General features: G+C 50.1%; 20 protein-coding genes and 1 pseudogene. 11 read left to right on the plus strand and 10 right to left on the minus strand.

Annotated features, from left to right (window positions below; genetic code table 11):
* Genes Q1A74_RS05300 through Q1A74_RS05325 form a run of 6 tightly spaced genes read left to right on the plus strand, consistent with a single transcriptional unit; the run spans position 1 to position 7,258 of the window.
* Positions 1 to 960, plus strand: a complete 960-nt coding sequence (locus tag Q1A74_RS05300) for a MoxR family ATPase (protein ID WP_299593093.1) — start codon at positions 1 to 3, stop codon at positions 958 to 960.
* 27 nt (positions 961 to 987) lie between these two features.
* Positions 988 to 1,950, plus strand: a complete 963-nt coding sequence (locus Q1A74_RS05305; protein ID WP_299593096.1) for a DUF58 domain-containing protein — start codon at positions 988 to 990, stop codon at positions 1,948 to 1,950.
* On the plus strand, positions 1,950 to 2,564 hold the full coding sequence (locus Q1A74_RS05310) for a DUF4381 domain-containing protein (RefSeq protein ID WP_299593865.1): 615 nt from the start codon (positions 1,950 to 1,952) through the stop codon (positions 2,562 to 2,564). The genes Q1A74_RS05305 and Q1A74_RS05310 overlap by 1 nt, the downstream gene beginning before the upstream one ends.
* Positions 2,557 to 3,615, plus strand: coding sequence for a VWA domain-containing protein (locus Q1A74_RS05315; protein ID WP_299593099.1), 1,059 nt, complete (start codon positions 2,557 to 2,559; stop codon positions 3,613 to 3,615). Before Q1A74_RS05310 ends, Q1A74_RS05315 begins: the two co-directional genes overlap by 8 nt.
* Positions 3,612 to 5,510, plus strand: coding sequence for a VWA domain-containing protein (locus Q1A74_RS05320; RefSeq protein ID WP_299593102.1), 1,899 nt, complete (start codon positions 3,612 to 3,614; stop codon positions 5,508 to 5,510). The genes Q1A74_RS05315 and Q1A74_RS05320 overlap by 4 nt, the downstream gene beginning before the upstream one ends.
* A gap of 5 nt (positions 5,511 to 5,515) precedes the next feature.
* On the plus strand, positions 5,516 to 7,258 hold the full coding sequence (locus Q1A74_RS05325) for a BatD family protein (protein WP_299593105.1): 1,743 nt from the start codon (positions 5,516 to 5,518) through the stop codon (positions 7,256 to 7,258).
* A 16-nt stretch (positions 7,259 to 7,274) separates the two neighbouring features.
* On the opposite strand, the gene Q1A74_RS05330 is transcribed toward Q1A74_RS05325, so the two are convergent.
* From Q1A74_RS05330 to Q1A74_RS05340, 3 genes are read right to left on the minus strand one after another with little or no spacing between them, the layout of a single operon-like run.
* Positions 7,275 to 8,012 carry an SDR family oxidoreductase gene (locus tag Q1A74_RS05330; protein WP_299593108.1) on the minus strand — a complete coding sequence of 246 codons (738 nt, stop codon included), beginning with the start codon at positions 8,010 to 8,012 and terminating at the stop codon, positions 7,275 to 7,277.
* Between the two features lie 2 nt (positions 8,013 to 8,014).
* A complete protein-coding gene (locus Q1A74_RS05335; protein WP_299593111.1) occupies positions 8,015 to 9,316 on the minus strand; it encodes an FAD-binding oxidoreductase in 1,302 nt (433 codons plus the stop codon).
* Positions 9,313 to 9,717 (minus strand): GtrA family protein, encoded by a 405-nt coding sequence (locus Q1A74_RS05340; RefSeq protein ID WP_299593114.1) that lies wholly within the window; start codon positions 9,715 to 9,717, stop codon positions 9,313 to 9,315. Before Q1A74_RS05340 ends, Q1A74_RS05335 begins: the two co-directional genes overlap by 4 nt.
* Before the next feature lie 36 nt (positions 9,718 to 9,753).
* Between Q1A74_RS05340 and Q1A74_RS05345 the strand changes: the two genes are divergently transcribed.
* The gene (locus Q1A74_RS05345; RefSeq protein WP_299593117.1) at positions 9,754 to 10,641 is read left to right on the plus strand and encodes a decaprenyl-phosphate phosphoribosyltransferase; all 888 of its coding nucleotides are present in this window, start codon (positions 9,754 to 9,756) and stop codon (positions 10,639 to 10,641) included.
* A 5-nt stretch (positions 10,642 to 10,646) separates the two neighbouring features.
* Positions 10,647 to 11,081 carry a divergent PAP2 family protein gene (locus tag Q1A74_RS05350; protein ID WP_299593120.1) on the plus strand — a complete coding sequence of 145 codons (435 nt, stop codon included), beginning with the start codon at positions 10,647 to 10,649 and terminating at the stop codon, positions 11,079 to 11,081.
* A gap of 242 nt (positions 11,082 to 11,323) precedes the next feature.
* Here the strand turns inward: Q1A74_RS05350 and Q1A74_RS05355 are convergent, their stop codons facing one another.
* A complete protein-coding gene (locus Q1A74_RS05355; RefSeq protein ID WP_299593123.1) occupies positions 11,324 to 12,412 on the minus strand; it encodes a glycosyltransferase family 1 protein in 1,089 nt (362 codons plus the stop codon).
* Positions 12,412 to 13,554: a glycosyltransferase gene (locus tag Q1A74_RS05360; RefSeq protein WP_299593126.1), complete on the minus strand. Its 1,143-nt coding sequence runs from the start codon at positions 13,552 to 13,554 to the stop codon at positions 12,412 to 12,414. Before Q1A74_RS05360 ends, Q1A74_RS05355 begins: the two co-directional genes overlap by 1 nt.
* Positions 13,555 to 13,731: 177 nt before the next feature.
* On the opposite strand from Q1A74_RS05360, the gene Q1A74_RS05365 reads away from it, so the two are divergent.
* From Q1A74_RS05365 to Q1A74_RS05375, 3 genes and pseudogenes are all read left to right on the plus strand, one after another.
* On the plus strand, positions 13,732 to 14,496 hold the full coding sequence (locus Q1A74_RS05365) for an ABC transporter permease (RefSeq protein WP_299593129.1): 765 nt from the start codon (positions 13,732 to 13,734) through the stop codon (positions 14,494 to 14,496).
* Positions 14,496 to 15,182, plus strand: a complete 687-nt coding sequence (locus Q1A74_RS05370) for an ABC transporter ATP-binding protein (RefSeq protein WP_299593132.1) — start codon at positions 14,496 to 14,498, stop codon at positions 15,180 to 15,182. The genes Q1A74_RS05365 and Q1A74_RS05370 overlap by 1 nt, the downstream gene beginning before the upstream one ends.
* Before the next feature lie 133 nt (positions 15,183 to 15,315).
* A pseudogene (locus tag Q1A74_RS05375) lies at positions 15,316 to 16,480 on the plus strand (IS256 family transposase); the annotation flags it as partial.
* Positions 16,481 to 16,597: 117 nt separating this feature from the next.
* Here Q1A74_RS05375 and Q1A74_RS05380 read toward each other — a convergent pair.
* The 5 genes from Q1A74_RS05380 to Q1A74_RS05400 form a co-directional block, all read right to left on the minus strand.
* Complete coding sequence (locus Q1A74_RS05380; RefSeq protein ID WP_299593135.1) at positions 16,598 to 18,064, minus strand: hypothetical protein; 1,467 nt, start codon at positions 18,062 to 18,064, stop codon at positions 16,598 to 16,600.
* Positions 18,065 to 18,277: 213 nt separating this feature from the next.
* A complete protein-coding gene (locus tag Q1A74_RS05385) occupies positions 18,278 to 19,015 on the minus strand; it encodes a sulfotransferase domain-containing protein (RefSeq protein ID WP_299593137.1) in 738 nt (245 codons plus the stop codon).
* Positions 19,016 to 19,084: 69 nt separating this feature from the next.
* Positions 19,085 to 20,293 carry a glycosyltransferase family 4 protein gene (locus tag Q1A74_RS05390; RefSeq protein ID WP_299593140.1) on the minus strand — a complete coding sequence of 403 codons (1,209 nt, stop codon included), beginning with the start codon at positions 20,291 to 20,293 and terminating at the stop codon, positions 19,085 to 19,087.
* Positions 20,286 to 21,680, minus strand: coding sequence for a glycosyltransferase family 4 protein (locus Q1A74_RS05395; RefSeq protein WP_299593143.1), 1,395 nt, complete (start codon positions 21,678 to 21,680; stop codon positions 20,286 to 20,288). The genes Q1A74_RS05390 and Q1A74_RS05395 overlap by 8 nt, the downstream gene beginning before the upstream one ends.
* A 122-nt stretch (positions 21,681 to 21,802) precedes the next feature.
* Positions 21,803 to 23,215, minus strand: a complete 1,413-nt coding sequence (locus tag Q1A74_RS05400) for a mannose-1-phosphate guanylyltransferase/mannose-6-phosphate isomerase (protein ID WP_299593146.1) — start codon at positions 23,213 to 23,215, stop codon at positions 21,803 to 21,805.
* Between the last annotated feature and the right edge of the window lie 21 nt (positions 23,216 to 23,236).

Below are 23,236 nucleotides of genomic sequence, written 5' to 3' on the forward strand. Positions count from 1 at the left end.
ATGGACACACGCCAGCAGATAAAAATTCTGGGTGATTGGCTGGAGCAGCAGATTATTGGTCAGGAGATTCTGGTCAATCGCATCCTGATAGGGCTCCTCGCCGACGGACACCTCCTGGTAGAGGGCGCCCCCGGCCTCGCCAAAACCAAAGCCATCAAGACCCTGGCAGACGCCATCGAGGGCGACTTCCACCGTGTGCAGTTCACCCCGGACCTGCTGCCCTCGGATATCACTGGCACGGATATCTACCGGCCGGAAACCGGTGAATTCCAGTTTCAACCCGGCCCGGTGTTTCACAACCTGATCCTCGCCGACGAAATCAACCGCGCACCGGCCAAGGTACAGTCCGCCCTGCTGGAAGCCATGGCGGAACGCCAGATCAGTGTGGGGCGCAACACTTACTCCCTACCGGACCTGTTTCTGGTAATGGCGACACAGAACCCCATTGAGCAGGAAGGCACCTACCCGCTGCCCGAGGCCCAGCTCGACCGCTTCCTAATGCAGGTCAACCTCCACTATCCAAATGCCGAGGCGGAAACAAAAATCCTCAAGCTGGCGCGCTCGGAAGCGAGCCACGGCGAAGGCAGCCCGCGGTCGGTGATCAGCCAGGAAACCATCTTCGCCGCGCGGCAGGAGATTCTCGATCTGACCATGGTGGAAGCGGTAGAGACCTATATCGTACAGCTCGTCATCGCCACCCGTGAACCCCAGCGCTACGACGACGAACTCGCCTCCTGGCTCGATTTCGGCGCCAGTCCGCGGGCGACTATCGCCCTGGACCGCTGTTCCCGAGCTTATGCCTGGCTCGCCGGACGCGACTACGTCACCCCGGACGATGTTATGGCCATCGCCCCCGATGTACTGCGCCATCGCCTGCTGCTGAGCTTCGAAGCCGAAGCCGCCGGCGCCAGTGCGGATCAGGTGATCCATCGCCTGCTGCAACAGGTACCGGCCATTTAATCCAGTGCGAGAGAAATTCGAGCAGACGTGAAGACCATCAATCACAACGACCTGAACATCCGCGGCGCCTACCCAACGGTGGCACCGCTGGTGCGAATGCGGCATATCGCCCGTCAGCTGCGCCTGTTCAAACCACGGGTTAACCGCAGCGACCAAGCCGGTAATCTGCTCACCCGCTACCGTGGGCGCGGCATGAACTTCGAGGAAGTGCGCTATTACCAGCCCGGCGACGACGTGCGTTCCATCGACTGGCGCGTGACCGCGCGCACCGGCAAAACCCACACCAAACTGTTTCAGGAAGAGCGCGAGCGCCCGGTAGTGATTTTGCTGGACCTGCGTTCGCCCATGTTCTTCGGCAGCCAGAATGCGTTCAAATCTGTCGCCGCCTGTAGCATCGCCGCCGCCCTCAGCTGGGCCGGGTTGCAGCATGGCGACCGTATCGGCGCCCTCGTATTCTCCGACCAGGGTGTGGATACCGTACGCCCGCGCCGCAGCCATCACGCGGTGCTCGCCGCTATTCACGGCATGGTGGAAACCGCCAGCGCACTGGAAAGCCCGATCCCCACCAACGGCACTCAGCCGCTAAGCCTTTTGCTGGAAGAAGCCAGGCGCATAGCGCGCCCCGGCAGCGCTCTCTTCCTGGTCAGCGACTGCCACGACCTCGACGAAAGCTGCGAACAGCCGCTCTACCTGCTGACGCGCCACGCAGACCTTCAGGTACTGCGGATCACCGACCCGCTCGAACAGCAACTGCCAGATCAGCCGCTCACCATCAGCGACGGCAAACAACGCACCTTCCTAGGCAAAACCAGCCGCCTGCTGCGCCAGCAGTTTGCCAACCAGCAGTACCGCGTGCGCGAACAAACCGCCCAACTGTGCCGGCGTCTGCGCCTGCCACTGGTGGATTTCGACAACACCCAGCCCGTCGTACCGCTGCTACTGAGTACCTACGGTGATCGCCAACCGTCTCCGAGCCGGAGGCCCGCGTGATGCATTTGCTGTCTGCGCTGAAACAGGCCGCGCCACCGCCCCGCGATCCAGTCACACCCAATCCGATGACACCGGAAATGCAGCGCCTGCTGGAACAGCTGAAAGACATTCACGAACCGGCCCAGATCGGCTGGTGGCCGCTGGCCCCCGGCTGGTGGATCCTCGCAGGTGTCATCATCATCCTGCTCTTCGCCGCCAGCTGGCTTCTGCTACGCGCACACAAAAAACGTCTCCGCAATCGCTACCGCGCGGAAGGTGTGCGACTGCTGAACGCGCTGGATCTCGACGCACCGAGAGTCGTGGAGGAAATCAACATTCTGTTAAAGCGTGTTGCCGTAGTGACCTTCGGACGCGACACTTGCGCCCCGCTCACCGGTCAGCGCTGGATCCAGTTTCTCGAGTCCACCGTCGAAGCTCCGATGCCAGATGCCGCCCGCCGCGCACTGCTGGAGAATCTCTACAGCGCCTCGCACGGCACCGAAGCAGATCTCAGAGCCCTGCGCGAATTTGCCGTCTCGTGGACCCGCAAACATCAATGCGCGCAGGCAGCCGCAATACCATCCATACCGGCACCCCAAACGCCCACAGAAAAAACGGAGGCCGAGCATGTTTGAGTTTGGCCTACCGTGGGTATTTGCACTGCTGCCGCTGCCGATTCTGGCCCGCCGGCTGTTACCCAAAAGCGAACCGCTCAGCAGCGCACTCAAGGTGCCCTATTACCGCAAGCTGTCGCACAAAGGCGGCAGTGCAGCCGGCAACAGCCTCAACCTGGTCATGCTCTGGTTACTCTGGGCGCTTCTCGTCGCCGCAGCGGCACGTCCACAGTGGTATGGCGAGCCCATCTCACAAACCAGCACGGCGCGGGACCTGCTGATTGCCGTGGATATTTCCGGAAGCATGGAAACCCCAGATATGATCCTGAATGGCAACCCGGCCATGCGGATTACCGCCGTGAAAAAAGTCGTGGGGGAGTTCGTGTTGCGCCGCAAGGGGGATCGGTTGGGGCTCGTATTGTTCGGTACCCGCGCATATCTGCAGGCGCCACTCACCTTTGACCGAGAAACCGTAGCGACACTGCTGACCGAAGCCCAGATCGGCTTTGCAGGACAGGGTACCGCCATTGGTGATGCCATCGGCCTGTCGGTAAAACGTCTCACCCAGCGCCCCGCCGATCAACGGGTACTGATCCTGCTTACCGACGGCGCCAATACCGCCGGTGAAGTCGCGCCCCTGAAAGCCGCCGAACTGGCCAAGCAGGCCGGTGTTAAGGTTTACACCATCGGCATCGGCGCGGAAGAAATGGTGCAGCGGGGCCTACTCGGCTCCCGCTTCGGCGCACGCCGGATCAACCCGTCGCGGGACCTGGATAGCGACACCCTGCAGGCCATCGCCGACAAAACCGATGGCCTCTATTTCCGCGCACACAATCCACAGGAACTGGAAGGCATCTACGCTGAACTCGACCGCCTGGAGCCGGTAGAACAGGAAGCAGAAACCTACCGCCCACTGAAGTCTCTCTACATCTGGCCCCTATCCATTGCCCTGCTGCTTTCCCTCTTATGGGCCGCAATCCCATTAATTGCCGCCGGTATCGCAGAGCTTCAACGCCGCAGCCCCAAGTCCAATGGACGCAAAGCAGAAACCAACGGAGGCCAGCCCGTATGAACTTCCTGGCCGATACCGAACTATTCCACTTCCTGCGCCCTGCATTTCTGTGGCTGATTCTGCCCGCTGCCGTCGCCTGCTGGGCACTGGCGCGTATCGTATTCGCCGGCGGTGGCCTGCAAAAACTGATCGACCCGGACCTGCTCCCCCACCTGCTTATGCGTGGCGGAGAAAAACGGCCCTGGCTGTTCACCCTGATTTTTGCCCTGCTCACCACCGCCATCATCGCCCTCGCCGGCCCCACCTGGCGCAAATTGCCCACGCCGGTGTATTCCAATCAAGATGCACTGGTGATCCTCCTCGACCTGTCGCCATCAATGATGGCAACGGATCTCACACCCAACCGGATGACGCGTGCCCGCCTGAAAGTCCTCGACATCCTCAAACAGCGTAAAGACGGTCTCACCGCACTGGTGGCCTACGCCGGCGAAGCACACATCGTCACCCCGCTCACCGACGATACCGCCACCATCGCCAACCTGGTGCCCTCCCTGTCTCCCCGCATCATGCCGGTCCCCGGCAGCAACATTGAGATGGCCGTAGAGGAAGGGTTGCGCCTGATCAAAGATGGCGCCAACGGATCCGGCCGCCTACTCGCGGTCACTGACGGTATCGCCAAAGCCGCCACCAGCACCATCAAGAGCGATGTGAATAGCACCGACGCCACCCTCTCGATTCTCGCCGTGGGCAGCGGCGAAGGCAGTCCCATCCCGAAAAACACAGGCAGCGGTTTCATCACCGACGACGGCGGCTCCATCATCATCGCCAACTTTGACCGCCAGGAACTCGCGCGCCTGGCGAAAAGCACCGGCGGCCACTTCTCCCAGATCACCGTCGACGACAGCGATATCGCCCGGGTACTGCCAGACAACACCACGCCCGAGCAGGCAGAACTCACCGAACGGGAGTTCGACCAGTGGTACGAAGAAGGCCCCTGGCTGGTACTTCTACTTCTGCCATTCACCCTGCTACTTTTCCGCAAAGGCGCCCTCGCCTGCGCGCTACCATTGGCCCTATCGAGCCTCATCGTCGCCAGTCCGAGCACAGAAGCCAGTCAGGGGCCCGAGCCAGCCGAGCCCACCACTTCAACGACAGGGAGCAGTCTGTGGCAAACCCCCAATCAGCAAGGTCGCGACCTGCTACAACAAGGCGACCCCAAAAGCGCCGCGCAGGTGTTCGAAAACTCCCAATGGCAAGGCACTGCACAATACCGGGCCGGTGAATACGGCCCCGCAGCCGAGAATTTTTCCCAGAGCCACTCCCCCCAGGGCCTCTACAACCTCGGCAACAGCCTCACTCGTCTGGGCCGCTTTGATGAAGCCATCAAAGCCTACGACGAAGCCCTCGCGCAAGATCCGGCACTCGCAGATGCCGAGCACAATCGCGAAGTGGCCAAAAAACTGAAAGAGCTTCAGCAACAGCAGCAACAAAGCCAACAGTCCGACCAAGAGCAAAACGATCAGCAGCAGGATCAGCAAAGCGAACAGAACGCCCAGCAAGATCAGCAGCAACAAGATCAGGGCGACCAGTCCGAGCAGCAGCAAAACGCCCAGCAGGATTCACAAGATCAACAGCAGTCCGAGCAAGAGTCTCAGAACCAGCAGGATCAAAGCGAATCCGATCAGGAAGACCAGCAAGAACAGCAGGCGCAAGGCGAACAGGAAGCACAACAGGGCGAAGAGCAGGAACAGCAGGCCAACGCCCAACCCCAGGAATCCGACAGCCCCCTGGACCCGGAAACCCAACAGGCCCTGGACCAGTGGTTACGCCAGATCCCCGACGATCCCGCCGGCCTGATGCGCGAAAAATTTAAATACGAAAGCCTGCAACGCCGCCGCGCCTACCGTGCCGGCGAATGGCAGCCCCCGGAAAACGGAGCCACTCAACGATGGTAACCCCAGTGGAATCCTCACAGACCACGCACCCATCCCGCAGGAGCTTGCCTGCGGGCAAATCGCGCACACGCGCGAAAACTACGCCATTCACTCTGACCAAATTCCTGATATTGGCGCCACTCCTCCTTCTGGTCTCCCTAACCAGCAACGCCAAAGATCTTACCGCGTCGGTCGATCGTAACGAACTGGCGATCAACGAAACCTTCACCCTAACCCTCCGCTACGGCGGCGGCCAACGGGGCGGTCAACCCGACTTCAACTTGCTGGAGCAGGACTTCGAAGTCCTCTCCCGCCAACAGTCCAACCAGTACCGCGTCATCAACGGCCACGCCGAAAGCTTCGTCGAGTGGACCGTCATCCTCGCCCCGCTGAAAGAAGGCAAACTCTTCGTACCCTCCCTGCACCTCCACGGCCAGATCTCCGACGCCATCCCCATCACCGTCAACCAAGCCGGCCAGGCTCCCAGTAGCGACAGCCGCAAAGCCTTCCTCGAAGTCGAGCTCGACAAAGAAAAGCTCCACGTCCAGGAACAACTACTGATAAAAGTCCGCCTCTACACCACCGTAGGCCTACACGACATCGCCACCGACCCACTAAAAATCCCCGGTGCCCACGTAGAAAAAGTCGACGAACAGCGATTCGAACGCCGAATCAAAGGCGTCGGCCATGCCGTCTACGAACTCACCTACGCCGTATTCCCGGAAAGCTCCGGTGAATTACAAATCCCCGCACTCAACTACGTCGCCGTAACCGGCCGAAGAGATCCCTTTTCGCTCTTCAACCGCAATGCCCAACGCATCCGCCTGCGCTCGGAGGCGAAAACTGTAAAGGTAGAGCCCAAGCCCGATAGCTACAGCGGCAGCCACTGGCTACCTGCGGCCGGCCTAGGGTTGGTGCAGAGCTGGAGCAAAGATCCGGAAGAGTTCAGGGTGGGGGAGCCGATTACGCGAATTATCACCCTTAGAGCAGAAGGCCTGAGAGCTGCGCAACTCCCTCCCCTGCCGAAGCTCAATATAGAAGGACTGAAAACGTACCCGGATCAGCCACAGCAGGAAGATCAGCCGGGGATGAATGGCATTACCGGTAGCCGGATTGAAACTACGGCGATTGTTGCGACCAAGCCAGGGAGTTATCAGCTGCCGCCGGTGACGATTACCTGGTGGGATACTAAGACTGGGCGGCAGCGTGCTACGCAGCTGCCGGCGTTTCGGTTTGAGGTGGGTGGCGGAACCCTGATCGATTCTGATGCTCATGTCGCCCCCCACCAACCATCAATCACAGCGCCCGATGTAAAAAATGTAGAACCCGGGTTTTGGCAAAAACTGGCTATAGCCGCAATCGCATCACATCTTTTCTGGATTATCTATCTTTTTTATTTCCAGAATAACAACGAAAAAACACCAAAGCCCGCTAAAAGTCGGCCAAAAAATTCAGCCGAAACTGAAAACCTAAAGAGATTAATCCAGAATGAGAGCCCCCAAGACATTCAGGTAGCCCTCCAAGAGTGGTTAGGTCGATATTTTCCAGAAGTGGAGAAATACAATCTAACTAATGCCGCTCAAAAGCTCGATATAGCAGAGCTCACACACGCTGTTCAGGTAATAAATGACGCAATTTATCAGGCCCCAGCTAAACCGATAAACCGACAGCTATTAATAATTCTGATTGATCGTATAGCTAAATACAACACGTCACCCGCAGCACAGCCGCGAAACCTGCCACAGCTATTTGGCGAAGGATCCACGTAAATTTTAATCCTTTTCATCAAAGACCGGTACGTAAAAATAGAAAATCGGGAAGGTTGCGAACCGCTCGCATAATCCACGCCCAGAAAAACGGCAAATAAACAACATTTTTTCTCCGCTCTACCGCTGAGACAATTCCGGCCGCTACCGTCTCCGGTTGCGCCCAGAGCAGGCCTTTGGCAAAGTTCTTTGTCATCGGGGTATCTACAAATCCAGGGCGAATATCCAGAACATTCACGCCTTTTCTGTACAGCCTGTGGCGCAGCCCTTCCAGAAATACCGATACCATTGCCTTCGCGGATCCATATACATAATTGGATTTTCGTCCTCGGTCACCGGCGACACTCGTAATAACCGCCAGTGTCCCACCGCCTTGAGATTCGAGTTTATTAGCCAAATGTGTCAGCAACGATACGGTACTCGTGGCATTAATTTGTATTTCTTTCAGGGCAACTTCTGCGGAAGCCTCACAGGCAGCCTGATCAGGCAGTGTGCCGTGCGCGACGATGACCGTATCTATGTGGCCCATGGCGGCAAAGGCTTTATCCAGAGTAGCAATATGGGAATCGAAATCACAAACGTCCAGAAGCCCTGAACTTACCGCACCAGCCCCCCGAACACGCAAATCCTCAACGATCTGCTCTAGGCGATCCTTAGCTCGCGCCAAGACATAGAGGGAATCACCCTGCCTTGCATAATTTCTTGCCACTTCTTTTGCAATTGCCGAGGTTACGCCAATCACTAATATGCTTTTCATAACTACAAACCTAACCGTTGAGATTGCGCGGAATTAAATACACGATGGGCACCCCATTCGTGCCTTAGCCGGGAAAATGCCTCCCAGCGTGGGTAACCAGCCTGAAAGACCATCTTTGACATGCGGGCATCCTTTGCCAGATAAATCCTGCCCCCGGCATCCAGCACGATGCGATCCAACTCATCCAGTAGAGCCAAAACCTCTGGAGAATACTTCAGGTCCAGTGCCAGCGTGTAGCCACCGAGAGGAAACGAAAGGTGATTCCGGTTTTCTTTACCAAACAGCTTTAATACGGCAAGAAACGAACCCTGCTTCGATTTTGCAAGGCGATTCAGGATTTCTGTCATCCCCGCCATTCCGGCATCGCGAGGTATGACAAACTGGTACTGTAAAAAACCAGCACTACCATATAAACGGTTCCAGTTTCGCACACCATCCAGTGGGTAAAAATACGGCTCGTAGTGCACCAGGCTGTGCGTATGATCCCGGGTTACACGATGGTAATAAATGCTGTTAAAGGCCTGCATCGTCATGCCGTTCAGCAAAATGCCCGGCATATCACAGGGTACAAACAGCCTGGCACCGGATCCCAAGTGCAACTCTCCCTCTTCCGAATGCTCTCCGAGCATGACCAATGAGCGCCCCAGCGCATTTCCAGTTGATAAACAGTCGATCCATGCAACGGAATAGGTGGCAGACCTGTATTCGTCGAGTACTGCAACCGTATCAGATAGGTTCTGCGTTTTGATCGTGGTCGACTCGATATAACTGCTCGAGATCCTTTTGAGGCGTAACTCGACCTCCAGAATCACACCAGTCAGTCCCATCCCCCCACAGGTAGCGCGAAACAACTCTGTATTTTCAGACCTCGAACACTCCACGACACCTCTGCAGGTCGCAACGCTTATGGATTCCACAAATTCAGAGAAACAACCATCAATATGGTGGTTCTTCCCATGCACATCACTAGCCACTGCGCCACCCAGGGTCACAAACTTAGTGCCAGGCGTAACGGGTAAAAACCAACCTTTGGGAACAACTACTTCAAGAATGGTCGCCAGGCTGACCCCCGATGCGCAACGCAGCATCCCGGACTCAGCATCAAAAGAGCGAAAATAGTCGAGATAGGCACTGTGTAGCGTGGCCTCGGCCAGTGCGCTATCGCCATAACTGCGCCCCAAGCCACGCGCAATAAAAGTACCTTCCGGCCCCCGCTCCAGCAACTGGACCACATCTGTACCTGTCTGAGGGAATTGCGGCTGACACTCGACTTTGGGGTAGCGGCCCCAACCACTTAACTTCACACAGCACCTCTCGGGATGAAAACGAACCGTTTATCCAGTTGATATTTAATGAAGTAACCAATGGCCAATCCAACGACACCACCGAGATAACGCATGGATTTGGTTTGGAACATCAACTCGAAAGCCAACTCCGTCCCCCAGAAAATCACCGTTGTGACAACTCCCATCGCGGCGTAGAGAGTAAAGAGGCGCACATCCTGACTGGCCCCAACATCCACGTATCGGAATATGTAACGCTTATCGAGATAATACTTGACCAACAAGCCCGTAAAAGTGCCGACAAGAATGGAAAGCGCAAGAGAGTATGGACCGGCATAAAGCTGCAGGCTTATGTCCTGGCTGCAAATATTGATTAATGTAGCGAGGGCAGCGAAAATCGTGTAGTTTACGGCGATTCGCATAGATGATTCTACAAGTTGTTGATTTGGAGAGAGATTTTGCTGGATTTTACGGTATTAGTGGAGGGAAAGAAATGGCTTCCACTCAGCCTCATTACACTCATGCGACCCAAACAGTGGATTAAAAACTCATTTGTTTTAGCCCCACTTATCTTTTCCGGTCAATTTTTGAGCGGAACTGCCATCTCCCAGGCCTTAATCGCTGTGGCGCTATTCTGCGTCGCCTCATCGGCTACGTATATTATCAACGACTATCAAGATATTGAGCGTGACCGAAAGCACCCGACCAAGTCTCTGAAGCGCCCCCTAGCATCCGGGAAGGTGTCCAAACCCCAAGCACTGGCTTTACTCGCCGTTCTGTACGGTGGACTTATCTGGGGTTTCACCCTATTCCCCAGCGTTATCGCCGTAATAGCTAGCTACATCGCACTGAACTTTGCCTATAGCTTCCACCTGAAACACCAACCAGTACTGGACATCTTTACTATCGCCATTGGATTTGTATTACGGGTTTACGCCGGCGCCACGGCTATTGATGTCCCGGTGTCCCCGTGGATGTTCACCACCACTATGTGCCTGGCCCTGTACCTTGCCGCCATCAAACGTCGGCAGGAGCTCGCCCAGAGTGGTAGTGAAGGGAGGAACGTACTTCAGTATTACACCGTTTCGCTGATCGACCGCTATGCAGAGATGGCTGCCGTCGGCGCACTTCTGTTTTACAGCCTGTTCGTAATGAACGAACGCCCGGAGCTGGTTATCACAGTGCCACTGGTTATCTTTGGATTATTTCGGTACTGGTTTGTGGTTGAAAGCCGAAACGAGGGTGAGTCCCCTACTGACGCGTTGTACTCAGACAAACAACTCATTGTTACAGTTTTGGCTTGGGGAGCGGCCAGCACCGCCGCAATCTGGCCCACCGGAGTATAATACCAATGAACCTGATTTACCTTGTCACGCCGTTTGTGACCTGGCTAGTGGCCGGCTCTCTAAAATTTATGATCAACAGTATCAGAGCCAGGCAACTGGCCTTTGGATTGATCGGGTACGGCGGCCTACCCAGCAATCACAGTGCAATCGTGAGTAGCATAGCAACACTGATTGCCCTAAAGGAAGGGATTGATCATCCAGCATTTGGCGTAGCGATCACATTGGCGTTTATTGTGATTCTTGATGCGAACAGCCTGCGTCAACAAGTTGGAAAACACGCAAAGGCTTTAAATCAAATTACCAATTCACAAGAAAAGCAAACCTCAAAATTACGAGAACGCATTGGGCACACTCGAATTGAAATTATCGCCGGAGTTATTACTGGAATTCTTGTGTCACTTTGTATCTCATCGGCAACAAATCTGCAAGCTATCGGATAAAAAACACTCCACAATAACATTCACCGTAAACGACCACTGTTTTCAATAATAAATTTCAAACAAACAAAACATCCAATATCGATCCAGCACTTTTTTCGCGAGAGTACTCGGCACCCTCAACTGAACCTTAGACTCAAACAAACAGAGAAATACTCACTCATTCCAGCTCCCGAATTTACAGCAAAAGGAGACATTAAAAATTGTGCCATCCACACACTTATCTTACCCTAAAACTTTGAGATCTATATGGAAATTAATGACTCCATCAATTCGAGCGTTTGCTCAGCTGCGCGATCCCAGCAAAATAGCCCAGCCCTTTTAGTAGCCAAGCCTTGAAGCCTTTCAACTAGTGGTATATTAACAGTCAACTCATTTAGAGACGCAGCTATTTGATCTACACTCTCCGGATCCACTAACAGCGCTGCATCTCCGCCAATTTCTCTCATTGCGCCACGATTCGAGGTTATTACCGGCGTCCCCTGGCCAAACGCCTCCACAATAGGCAGGCCAAACCCCTCGTAAAGCGAAGGCAAAAGTACTGCTCTCGCGTTGCTATACAGTTCGACTAACTTCTCATCATCCACATAACCAAGAACTTGAACATAATCAGACAACCCTTTGCACTGTATAAGCCCCTCAAGCCCAGGAACACCCCATCCTGCCCCACCACAGATCCGTAAAGGTAAAGGGTTATTTACATTAGATTGATATACATTATAAGCATCGAGAAGCCGGAGAAGGTTCTTCCTCGGCTCGATTGTACCAACAAATAAAAAGTAGCCCCCCAAAACGACCCGGGAACTTGACGCCTCGATAAACGGCGCTTCATAAATTGTGCGCAGCTTGTTGGCATACATGGGAAATGACTCAACAAGCTCATCAGCCGTGCTATCGGAGACTGCTACCACCGCATCTGCCTTCTTCAAAGATTGCGGCATCAAGGCTCGCTCAAGGTATCTACCAAGTCGGGGCATTGTATATGGATACATTTTCCAAACGAGGTCGTGAATAGTCACTAGACGAGCTGTAGATGCACCTATAAACATTGGCAAGTGATGACGAGGAGTCCAAAATAAATCGACACGGTCTCTCCGACACCACACCGGAAATACCGCCTGAGCAAAAATTGAACCTAATGCATTAGGCCGGATATTCCCGGAGCGAATGACGACATTCTGTGACAAGCCAAAATCGTGCAAAAGAGGCTTATGACTATAAAGATACCAATTGTGCTCACTACGAATTAAGCGCTTCAAGACTGCCCACGTGTAACGCCCGATACCAGTTGTGGGGTCTGCAAGAGGGCGAGCATCAACTGCTATTTTGGCCATTAACTTACAGCCCCACTCTCATCGAGAACCTTACTGTAAAGCCTCCTATAAGACTCAACCATACGCTCACCAGTAAATAATTTTTCATATCGCTGACGAGCAAAGCAACCCATATTTTTTGCCAATTCCGCATTACCCCATAGCTCAATCATTGCCTCCTGAAGCGCATCAGAACTTCGCGGCTGAACCACATATCCAGTATTACCATTGTCATTCACATAACTAGTGCCCGTCCCAATCTCGCATGAGATTAATGGCTTGCCGAACATCAATCCCTCCACAAGAGTTACTCCAAACGCCTCAGAGCGCAAATGTGAAGGAAAAACCACAGCTCTAGATAGCGACATCAGGCAAGCCTTCTCACACTCACTAACGTAACCCACGAATTCCACGTTATCCGCACCTAACGCATCTTTGAGAGCAAGAAGCCGCTCAAATTCTGGCCCCTGACCAGCAACAAGAACTTTAAACTGCTGCCCAACTGCGGCCCTAATCAAGTAATCTAAGCCCTTGTAGTAACGGAGAACCCCGATAAACAAAAAAAAGTCCTTACCAAACTTTCGCTCCAATTCAATCAGAAGCTTGCTTGAAGACCCTGGATAGAAGCACTCAGAAATTCCAAGAGGAATGACTTCAACCTTATCCCTGTATTTTGCCAGCACCGGACTTGTTTCTAAATAATTATCCGAAGTGGCTACTATTCGGTCAGCACGATCTAAAAAACGCTCCAATAACGGGCGATAAACTGCCCCCAACAATTTTTGGCGCACAATGTCAGAGTGATACGTCACAATTAAGGGGCGATTGCGGCCAGCAAATAAATACAGCAGATCACCAAACGGCCAGGGGAAATGAAAGTGCAGGAGGCGAGCTGAACTTCTAAATAGAAGCCTAAAAAGTCCCGGCCCTACACAGCAGGATGCTACACTGAACCAACGCCGCGCCGCCTTAAATTTTACGCCATCGTACACCCCTTCCGTAGTTTTAGTATTGGCCAAAGTTAAAACCTCCCCCCCTGTACCTCGCGCAAGTTCGAGAACAACATGTTCTAGCCCACCGTGACTCTCGGGAAAAAATGTTCGATAACACTGAACTACTTTATTCGATAAGCTCAAATCCAATCCCCCTATAGACAAACGCACACGATAATACCATGATCATGGTCGCAAACATGAGAACAGACTACTGCTTGGACCAAAAATCTAGTATATTTGAACTCTAAGGTTTTACTCTGATAATCGCATGAGCCTTACGATTATTGAATCTATCCAAAATCACAGGCATTCCACTTTCAACATAGAAGAACTTGTCACTAAAAGATGTTTAAACACTACCTGAGCATCATCTGGGTTCGCGGGCTCGGCGCACTAAAAGCTGACTCTGAAGACACGTATCTTGGTACGTTCTGGTGGGTTTTAGAGCCTCTCCTGTTAACCGCAGTATTCTACTTAGCATTCTCCACAGGTTTGAGAGGCGGCGATAAAGGCACTAGTTTCGTACTATTCCTCATGTGTGGCCTATTTCCATTTAAATGGACCGCATCTACCATAAACAATAGCGCGAGCGCCATTTCAAATAACAAGGGAATTCTTAGCCAATTTTATTTACCTAAGTGGATCTTCCCCACCGCAACAAACCTAACTCTTACACTAAGATTCTTTATTGTACTTCCGTTACTCGCCTTTTCAGTTCTATTAATTGGAGCACCTGAAGATATCCATTGGCTCGACATCGCGCCGGTAGTTGCCACGCAATTAATATTAAATCTTGGATTAAGCTATGCAACAGCCGCAGTCATTCCAATCATTCCTGATTTCTCCAACATTATTCCAATTTCGATTACTTGCCTTCTTTTCACCGGAGGAATTTTCTTTGACATTCAAGAAAGACCCGAAAACATACAACAAATACTATATTTAAACCCACTAACCGGAATTATTGAATGCTACCGAACCAGTCTACTGTTAGGTAGAGAAACAAACTTATCAGCTCTTACGTACCCGTTCGCTTTTGGGTTATCGTTAGCAGCCTTCGGATTAATAACCCTTAAATATTTCGATCGTTTCTACCCCAGAGTAATGTAATGAAAGAGTTATTACTAAACTTTCAAAACGTTGGTGTTGCATACCGAAAACGCCTAAGCATTTTTTCATCAAAGCAATGGGTATTGAGAGGTTTAAACTTTAAACTTTACCGAGGCGAAACCCTTGGGGTAATCGGTCGAAACGGCGCAGGGAAAAGCACTCTATTAAAGCTATTCGCAAACATAATTGAGCCCGATGAAGGCGAAATATACAGATCGCCCAACACCTCCTCACAACTACTAGCACTCAACCTTGGATTTAACCGTAAGCTGACCGGCAAAGAGAATGCAATAATGGCGCTCGTTACTAATGGTTCATCAATCCGAGAAGCTAAAGCAAGAATTCAGGAAATAATGCAATTTGCCGAACTGGAACACATAGCAAGCCACCCGCTTAAAACGTATTCCGCTGGGCAACGCGCTAGGCTTGGCTTTTCAATTGCGATTCAAGCAAAACCGGACATTCTGTTACTCGATGAAATTTTAGGTGTGGGAGACAAAAATTTTAAGGAAAAATCAAAGAAATTAATAAAGCAAAAACTCAATTCCGAACAAACGGTCATACTCGTATCTCACTCGCCAAAAACAATAAACAATCTTTGCAGCAAAGCGATATGGATTGAAAATGGCAATATACGAGCAGCCGGGTGCGCAAAAGAAGTAACAACAGAATACCTCAAAGATTAAAAGTTCAAGACTTGCAGGAAAATCACTCAGAAGCAAGCCATTCAACACACCTATCGTTAATTTTATTACCCCTAATAGGTAGTGTTCAGAATTCCGTGTCATTTCTTTACCATTGATCGAAAAGAGATGGCCTATGACCAAACCCACTTTCGACATGGATGCCACTATCAAGGCGCTGCGTGAAGGCAAAGACCTAAGCGGTAAAGACGGCATCCTCACTCCCCTGATCAAACAGCTCACCGAGGCCGCCATGCAGGCGGAACTGGATGAGCACCTCGCCAGCGAGGATCAGCCCAACCGCAAGCACGGCCGTACCTCCAAGGCCATGAAGAGCCCGGCTGGGAACTTCGAGCTGGGATACGCGCCGCGCGATCGAGCTGGCACCTTTGAACCGCAAATCGTCAAAAAACATCAGACGCATCTTACCGGTGAACTGGAGCGCAAGGATATTGCCCTATTTGCGCTGGGTAACAGTTACCAGGACATCCGTACCCACATCGCTGACATGTATGACATGGAGCTTTCCAATGGGACCATTAGCGCGGCAACAGACACGGAGCTGCAGGCGTGGCGTGGGCGGGAGTTGGTCTACGCCATCGTTTGGCTCAATACCATCCACTACAAAATCAGAGAAAATGGCCGCGATGTCAGCAAGGCCATCTACACCATTCTTGCCCTGAATATTGAGGGGAAGAAGGAACTACTGGGCCTGTATCTATCCGATCAAGAGGGCGCTCACCACTGGCTGAGCGTGCTCACCGATCTCTACAATCGAGGAGTTCGGATATCCTGATCGCCTGCGTAGAGGGCCTGAAAGGCTTCCCCGAAGCCATCGAAAGCATCTTCCCAAAAACCGAAATCCAGCACTGCATCATTCACCAAATCCGCAACTCGCTGAAGTACGTTGCCTCCAAGAACCAGAAGGTCTTCATGGCTGATACAGCCGCGACCCTGAATGCCGCAGAGAGTGCCCTGGATGAGCTGGAGGTCAAGTGGGGCGACAAATATCCGATGGCTCTCAAGTCTTGGCGCAGCAAATGGGCGACCCTGTCAGTCTACTTTAAATACCCGGATTATGTGCGGACCGCGATATACACCACCAACGCCGTAGAGGCGGTTCACCGGCAGTTCCGCAAGTTGACCAAAACCAAGGGCGTCTTCACCAGCGAGAGCGGCTTACTCAAGCTTCTGTACGCGGGCATACTCAAAGCCTCTGAGCGCGCTGGACGCACCCAATTCAGACCTGGAACCTGACGCTGTCACAGTTGACGATTCACTTCCCGGAGCGCTTGGAAAACACAGCAGCCTATGAGGCTATATGGCTGACACAGAGTTTTGAACACCCTCCCCTAATATGCCGAGAAACTCTTATCCCACATGGAAGAACGCCTACGCAACTATAATCCTGCAATAAATTAATCAATGAAAATTACAAAGTTCTGTAAATCTATTTTTTTTACACATATGCGTGAGTTCAATTTTGAACAATTTGCACTTGGCGGCTTACGCAGTTCCTCACAAATTCCTTTATACTTTTTCCTTTTTTCATTAACACACCAAATTGGCTCAGGTAAACCCAACTCCCAGAATGCACCTTTGGATCTTTCCGCTGTTTGGTATCGCCCATATAACTTCGGATAATACCTGGTAGAATACTCCCAAGTAATAGGCCACTCAGCCTTAGAGGAAACAATATAAACATTAGGTTTATCAGCCCCCCGCCAATTAAATTCTGAAATTGTGGCAACTATCTCACCTGTCCCTACAGAAAAACGCTTAAAATTGGCATACGAAAGACCAAAAGCTGGAATTAACAGGGAGAACATACACAAGTACAGGAACCTGCGATCACTTACGACTAACTGTGAAACCAAGAGTGCAATAAAAATAGCGCATCCAGCGCCAAAACCTGAACGAAAAGATATTAATGAACCTAGGGGCGCAGTTATTAAATAAACACCTAGAGCCAATGGGAGAGAGTAAAAAGCCATTACGGCCAGTAGTTTTGCAACCCCCGATCTATCCCCCCGCTTCCATGCAATAAGAGCTACGCCTCCGAATACCAAAACGGAAAATGTCAAGATGCCGAAAAGTGAATACGCCCCAAGAAAATGATGCCAAAACACTTCCAAATTATGGATCAGGTTACCAATCAGATCAGAGACAGTAGCTACCGGCCTTAAGTTCCTATGCGGTAAAAGGCCAGTAATTTCGCCAAAATAAATAAGCTGAGCCAGCTTAGCTACCAATACCCCAGCAACAAGGGAACCCACCCACAAAGATAAATCATACATCCCCCGCTTCAATAACCACCCAAGGGAAGCAACTTCCAATTCTTTTTTGGTGGGGAGCAGAAATATCAACGTAAGAAATGCGAACGATTGCAGAATAGCATAAAGACATACTGTACCAACAGGTATCAGAACGAATTTTGAAACACTCCCCCGCAACTGATCCATCAAAAGCAGTATAATTAAGGCAGCCAAACTGTGAAGCGGCCAAAAGCTTTGACCAATCAAACTCGGATTGATCACGAAGACGAGAGCCACAGTCGATGCGAGCATCCAGCACGCATTAGCGCCAAGATAGTTTTTTGCAACGCGATAACCGAGAACCCACCAACCCAGTATAAAACAAATCCACCCTACAGCTAGGGGAAGCTCCCGTAAGTAATGATGGAAAAAGGGTGCCAACCAACGCTGACTCCCCCGAAATTCACTCAGCTCATCTACCGAGTAGCCCCACGCATCAGGCCGCCAAAATCCCATACCTAGAGCTTGAATGAAATAGGCACAGACAGCAAAAAAGCCTAATATGAGGGCTGCCGCACTTAACTTATCTTGCTTCACTCGAGCTAAAACATTCACAAAATTAGCATGCATAAAATTCGAAATCCAAAAAGCACCTCCAAATATCCGATCAGTCGCCTAGCAGATTCTCACAACTATATGACAGCGATCTCGCACTAGCTCTATTCAGAAATGGAGTAAAATTATAAAAATCGTCATGTAACTCATGAAACAGCTCATTTGAACCAAAAAAATTATAATACCAATACATCTCAGCTTACGCCCAGCTCAAACCTTGGCATTAGGTCACTTAAGCCAGTGAGACAAATCTCTATCAATTAAAGATGACAACTCCTGCACATCTGAAAAATAGTACTCATTCAATTTTTTCCGGGCTTCAGCTGTTAATCTCGGAATTTCACCCCACCCCTCACCTTTCCGCTTACTGACAATTTTTTTCTTCTTTGCATTAACAAAAAAATTAAGACGCTCCCCCTCCAAATCATTATGCAAATCGAGATAGCTCATAACATTTTTTATTAATAATTTTTTACTCCCCAAATCATCATAGAGGAAATATCTAATATTTGGGAAATACCCGGCCCAAAATTTTACGATTTCTGCGTAACGCCCCAAAGCAAGCATATGATGGGCATCCGTCACTTCATTTATCGAAGTCTTATACTCAAACCGTCCTGCCATCATGTGATGGATATATGCTGACTCATACCTATCCGTAGGATCCCTAAACAATACAATAATCTTAGGCTCTCCCAAAAGGGACTTTATATTTTTCGGTATATTCACACCTTTTCTAGGCAGCCTGAAATAATGAGGAGTACTCTCCATATAGTATTTAAACGACTTTTCACTTTGAAAGTTTTTCTCGTACTCAGTTACATGGTCAGAGTAATTTGGCCGGTTGAAAAAATTCAACTCTTTCACATCCGAACCATAAACATATTGGGATTTAGACAGGCAGTGATGCAGCCACGTCGTCCCAGATTTTTGGCACCCTGCTATTAAGAGATTTGGTAATGTCATATTGCCCCTCTAAAATACATTATCCCAAGTCAGCAACCCAACCAGGAGACAGATTAATCACAATAACTTTTACGCAACAATAGTCTGACTTTCGGAATCAACCTGATCCAACTCAATTACGTCGCAAATTCCTTTCGCAATTTTTTTATAAGTCAGCTTTTCTGTTAACAAAAGTTGCGCATTATTTACAGCCCTATCAACCCTATCGTGGTCGGCCAAAAATGAAGAAATCACCTCCGCACTATTTTTCTTATTCTTAATATCTAGATATATACCGTTATTACAAAGCACGAAGTCCTTCATGCCCCCCTCGTGGGATACAGCAATTGGCACACCTCGAAGAGTAGCTTCCAACATCACTATTCCGAAACCTTCTACCTGCCCACCCTCAAGTCGCCGCGAAGGAAGACACAATAAATCCATCTGATCAATCGCATCCCACTTATCCTCTTCAGCCACTTTCCCCAACCATTTTACCTGCTTTTCCACACCCAAGGTTAGCGCCCTCTCTTCTAGGCTCTCCCTTTCTGGCCCAGTACCAACAACAATTAAAGAAAAATCAGGCAGGAAACGTAGAAGATCGAGCAAAAATCTTACATTCTTTGACTCGACCAAGCGGCCAATAAATCCAAGTGTTTTACCACTTAGACTCCCACGACCTGTCTGACTTAGACATCGCCTGCTCAGCAATTTTTCTGATACAGTATCCACATCTAAACCACAGCCAGTAATGTATAAATTCGAAGTTCTAACCTTTCTTACTAGTTCAGCAGTCTCACTACTATTTGTAAAAATAAAATCTACTTTTTTAACCAAACCTAGGGTCAACTGCTTTAAAGATTTTACATTAGTTAAAAAACCCAGTACCTTTTGGGTAATTTTATCGCGGTGAATTAATTGGCTATTCAATTCAAAGCCATGAAAATAACAAGAAATTTTTGTTGACGATTTTCTTGCATACTCCAGCGCAGCTGAGCCATAGTAAAACGGGTGTAATAATAAAATATGATCAAACCTACCCAATGAGCTTAAATATTTAAAAATTCGCTTCCTCTCTTTCAACCCACTAAAATTTGCGCGACAATTGGGTTTAGACTCAAAATCCACTGCCAGACTGTAAGATGCTTTGTAATCAGCAGGAACAAGAGCGTCCCTCGGCGCGACCACAGTAACATCCCAACCAATTTGACAGAAACCATTTGCAAGGTGATGAGTCATTAAAGAAATTCCGCCGATTTTCGGGAAATAATCTACACTTAGAATTAGCAACTTATTCATTAAACGCCAAAGCCTCCCACTCTCTGCTTAGTTTTTCTGCAGAATTTTGTTGCGCAAATAATGATTGGATATGAGTTCGCGCGCGGCGCCCCATTTCTTCCGCCGCAGACTTGTTATTTACCAGGTCCGCAATTGCACGAGAAAAGCTTTCTCGGTCACCCGGTGGAACTAAAATACCAGTGCCCTCATTTATAACATTCTCCTTAAGTCCACCGACAGCGTAAGCCACGACAGGCTTGGCTGACATTGCAGCTTCGAAGGGGACGCGCCCAAACGGTTCAGGCCAAACGGTTGGGCAAGCGACAACCGTGCACCGCGCATATGCTCGATAAAGCTCTTCACGCCCCATGAACCCGGTAACCCAAAAATAATCTCTCATCCCCTCAGATTCTGCATCTGAAAGAATCTTGCTTGCCAACTGTCCTCGCCCTGCGATAACAATTCTAAATTCACCAACCAAGTCACGCAGATATTTAGCGATGTCAACAAGTTGGTTCTGCCCTTTATTCAGGCCTATCATACCGACCACAAGTATCTCTGGTATTGACGATGCTTTAATTCCCTTTTGGGCAGCATCAATTTCTGCTGATGACTCAATCAAGTTTGGTATCTTTATTATCTCCCTTCCCGGCAAGACTTGCTGAACTTGATCACACAGAAATTGACTGGTCGTTGCGATAACTGAAGACTTTTCAAGTGCTTGTTGTCGTATCCGTAAGGATTCCGACATGAGAAGCTTCACTCTTTTCTCAATACCAGATGGAAACCGCCTATCCACACAACTTTTATCGCATACAACACAAACATTACCTCGCACATTTGTAGCTTGATTTTTATGGGCACAAAAGAATCGATTATCCCTTACATATGCCACTACTGGTATCGACAAACCACAATTATTCGCTAATACAATACTTCGGTAATTATCCGCATGTATGACATCAGGATTAACTTCAAGAATAACTTGCTTTAATATATTTGCCGCTCGCGAATTAACCAGGTAATCAGCATCCATCAAGGGCAAAGCTCCAGCTTGCCCCCGCCATAGTTTACGAACTATAGCAGCGAGACCTAACCGATAAATAGTTCTTACATTTCCTTTTGAAAAATTCCGAGCAAGATACTTGAACAGCCGGTATCCCAACCTGATCTTTCCAGCCGAGACTGTGCTTACCGGCCAAGAATCTTCAAATGGGACTCGATACACTATGCGATCACGATAAACTTCTTTTTTGAGCTGATATCTTCCGGGAGACAAAGCTGCAATTACAACTCTCATATTGTGATATTTCATTTCTGAGAGCATATTATTAAGACTTATTTCCGCCCCACCGGATACTTCCGGCGGAAATTTATCAGTGACAACTAAAACAGTTTTATAGAACATTCTTTCCCCAAAACCAGATAAATCAACTCATTTCTCACGAAGACTAAGCTTCTTAATTAATCACGACATCCACAGAGCTGTAATAGGCAATTAGAAATTGTTGATCGCAGTAGGTAAATTATTTAATTTTTAGCTCGGCCATAAATATCATTAAATCGCTCAATATCATCCTCCCCCAAATAGCTTCCACTTTGTACTTCGATTATCTCAAGGGGAAGTAAACCCGGGTTAGTTAGGCGGTGTTTCACTCCAATCGGGATATACACGCTCTCATTCTCGGAGAGCAAAATTTCCTCTTCATCACGCTGAACAACGGCAGTACCAGATACGACAACCCAATGCTCCGCTCGGTGAAGGTGCATCTGCAATGATAGACTCGCTCCTGGATTTACAGTGATGCGTTTTACCTGAAATCGCTCACCATTACCGATTGAGTCGTATTTACCCCACGGACGAGCGACTTCTCGGTGAATTTCGTGCTCGTCGCGACCAGCTAAGCTGATTTTTCTGACGATGGCCTTTACTTCCTGACAACGACTTTTAGGCGCAACTAGCGTGGCGTTCTTGGTGTCAACAACGACTAGATCTTCAATACCAACCGCCGCAACCAGATGATCTTCGCCAAACACCAGGGAATTCTTGCAATCTTCCATGATGACATCACCGAGGGCAACATTACCCTGCTCATCTTTATCTAGTGCTTCCCAAAGCGAAGGCCACGAACCCACGTCAGACCACCCACAAGCCAGAGGAATCACAAAACCTCGGCTTGTCTTCTCCATCAAGGCATAGTCGATGCTGTCTGCCGGAATAGCGTTGATATCGTCCAGGTTAAGCTTTATGAAATCGCTTTCTATTTTGGCATTATCCATCGCTTTAACAGAAGCGCGATAAATCTCGGGCGCATGCTCAGCTAACTCGTCAATCAGGTTTCGTAGGGAGAACAGGAACATGCCTGCATTCCAGTAGTACTCACCACTCTCGATATATTTTGTGGCAGTTTCTTTATTCGGCTTTTCGACGAATTGCGTGATTGGGCAAATATCCTCTACTTCGCCGGCGGCTTTTTGGATATAGCCATACCCCGTTTCCGGTGCGGTAGGGACGATACCGAACGTTACTAGTCCACCATTATTCGACGCCTGCAGGCCAATGTCGACCGCACGGTGAAATTCTTCTACGACTTCCAACAGGTGGTCCGCCGGTAGCACCAACAAATTGGTTGACTTGTTTTGACTAGCGGCGACGAGTGCGGCAAATGCAATTGCCGGCGCGGTATTACGGCCCACAGGCTCGGTAATCATTGTGAAAGACTCGAAGCCGATTTCCTGCGCCTGTTGCGCAACCATAAAACGGTGGGCCTCATTACAGACAATAACCGGTTTCTCATATCCCCTAACCCGCTCCAACGTTTGCTGCAGCATTGTTTGCTCACCAGTGAGGCTCAGCAATTGTTTAGGAAGCATTTTGCGAGACTTTGGCCAGAGCCGGGTTCCGGCGCCTCCGCAAAGAATAACGGGGGTAATACTCGTCATTAGTCTTCTCACTTCTTGGAA

Origin of the sequence: uncultured Microbulbifer sp. (genome assembly GCF_947504145.1) — a bacterium.
GTDB lineage: Bacteria > Pseudomonadota > Gammaproteobacteria > Pseudomonadales > Cellvibrionaceae > Microbulbifer.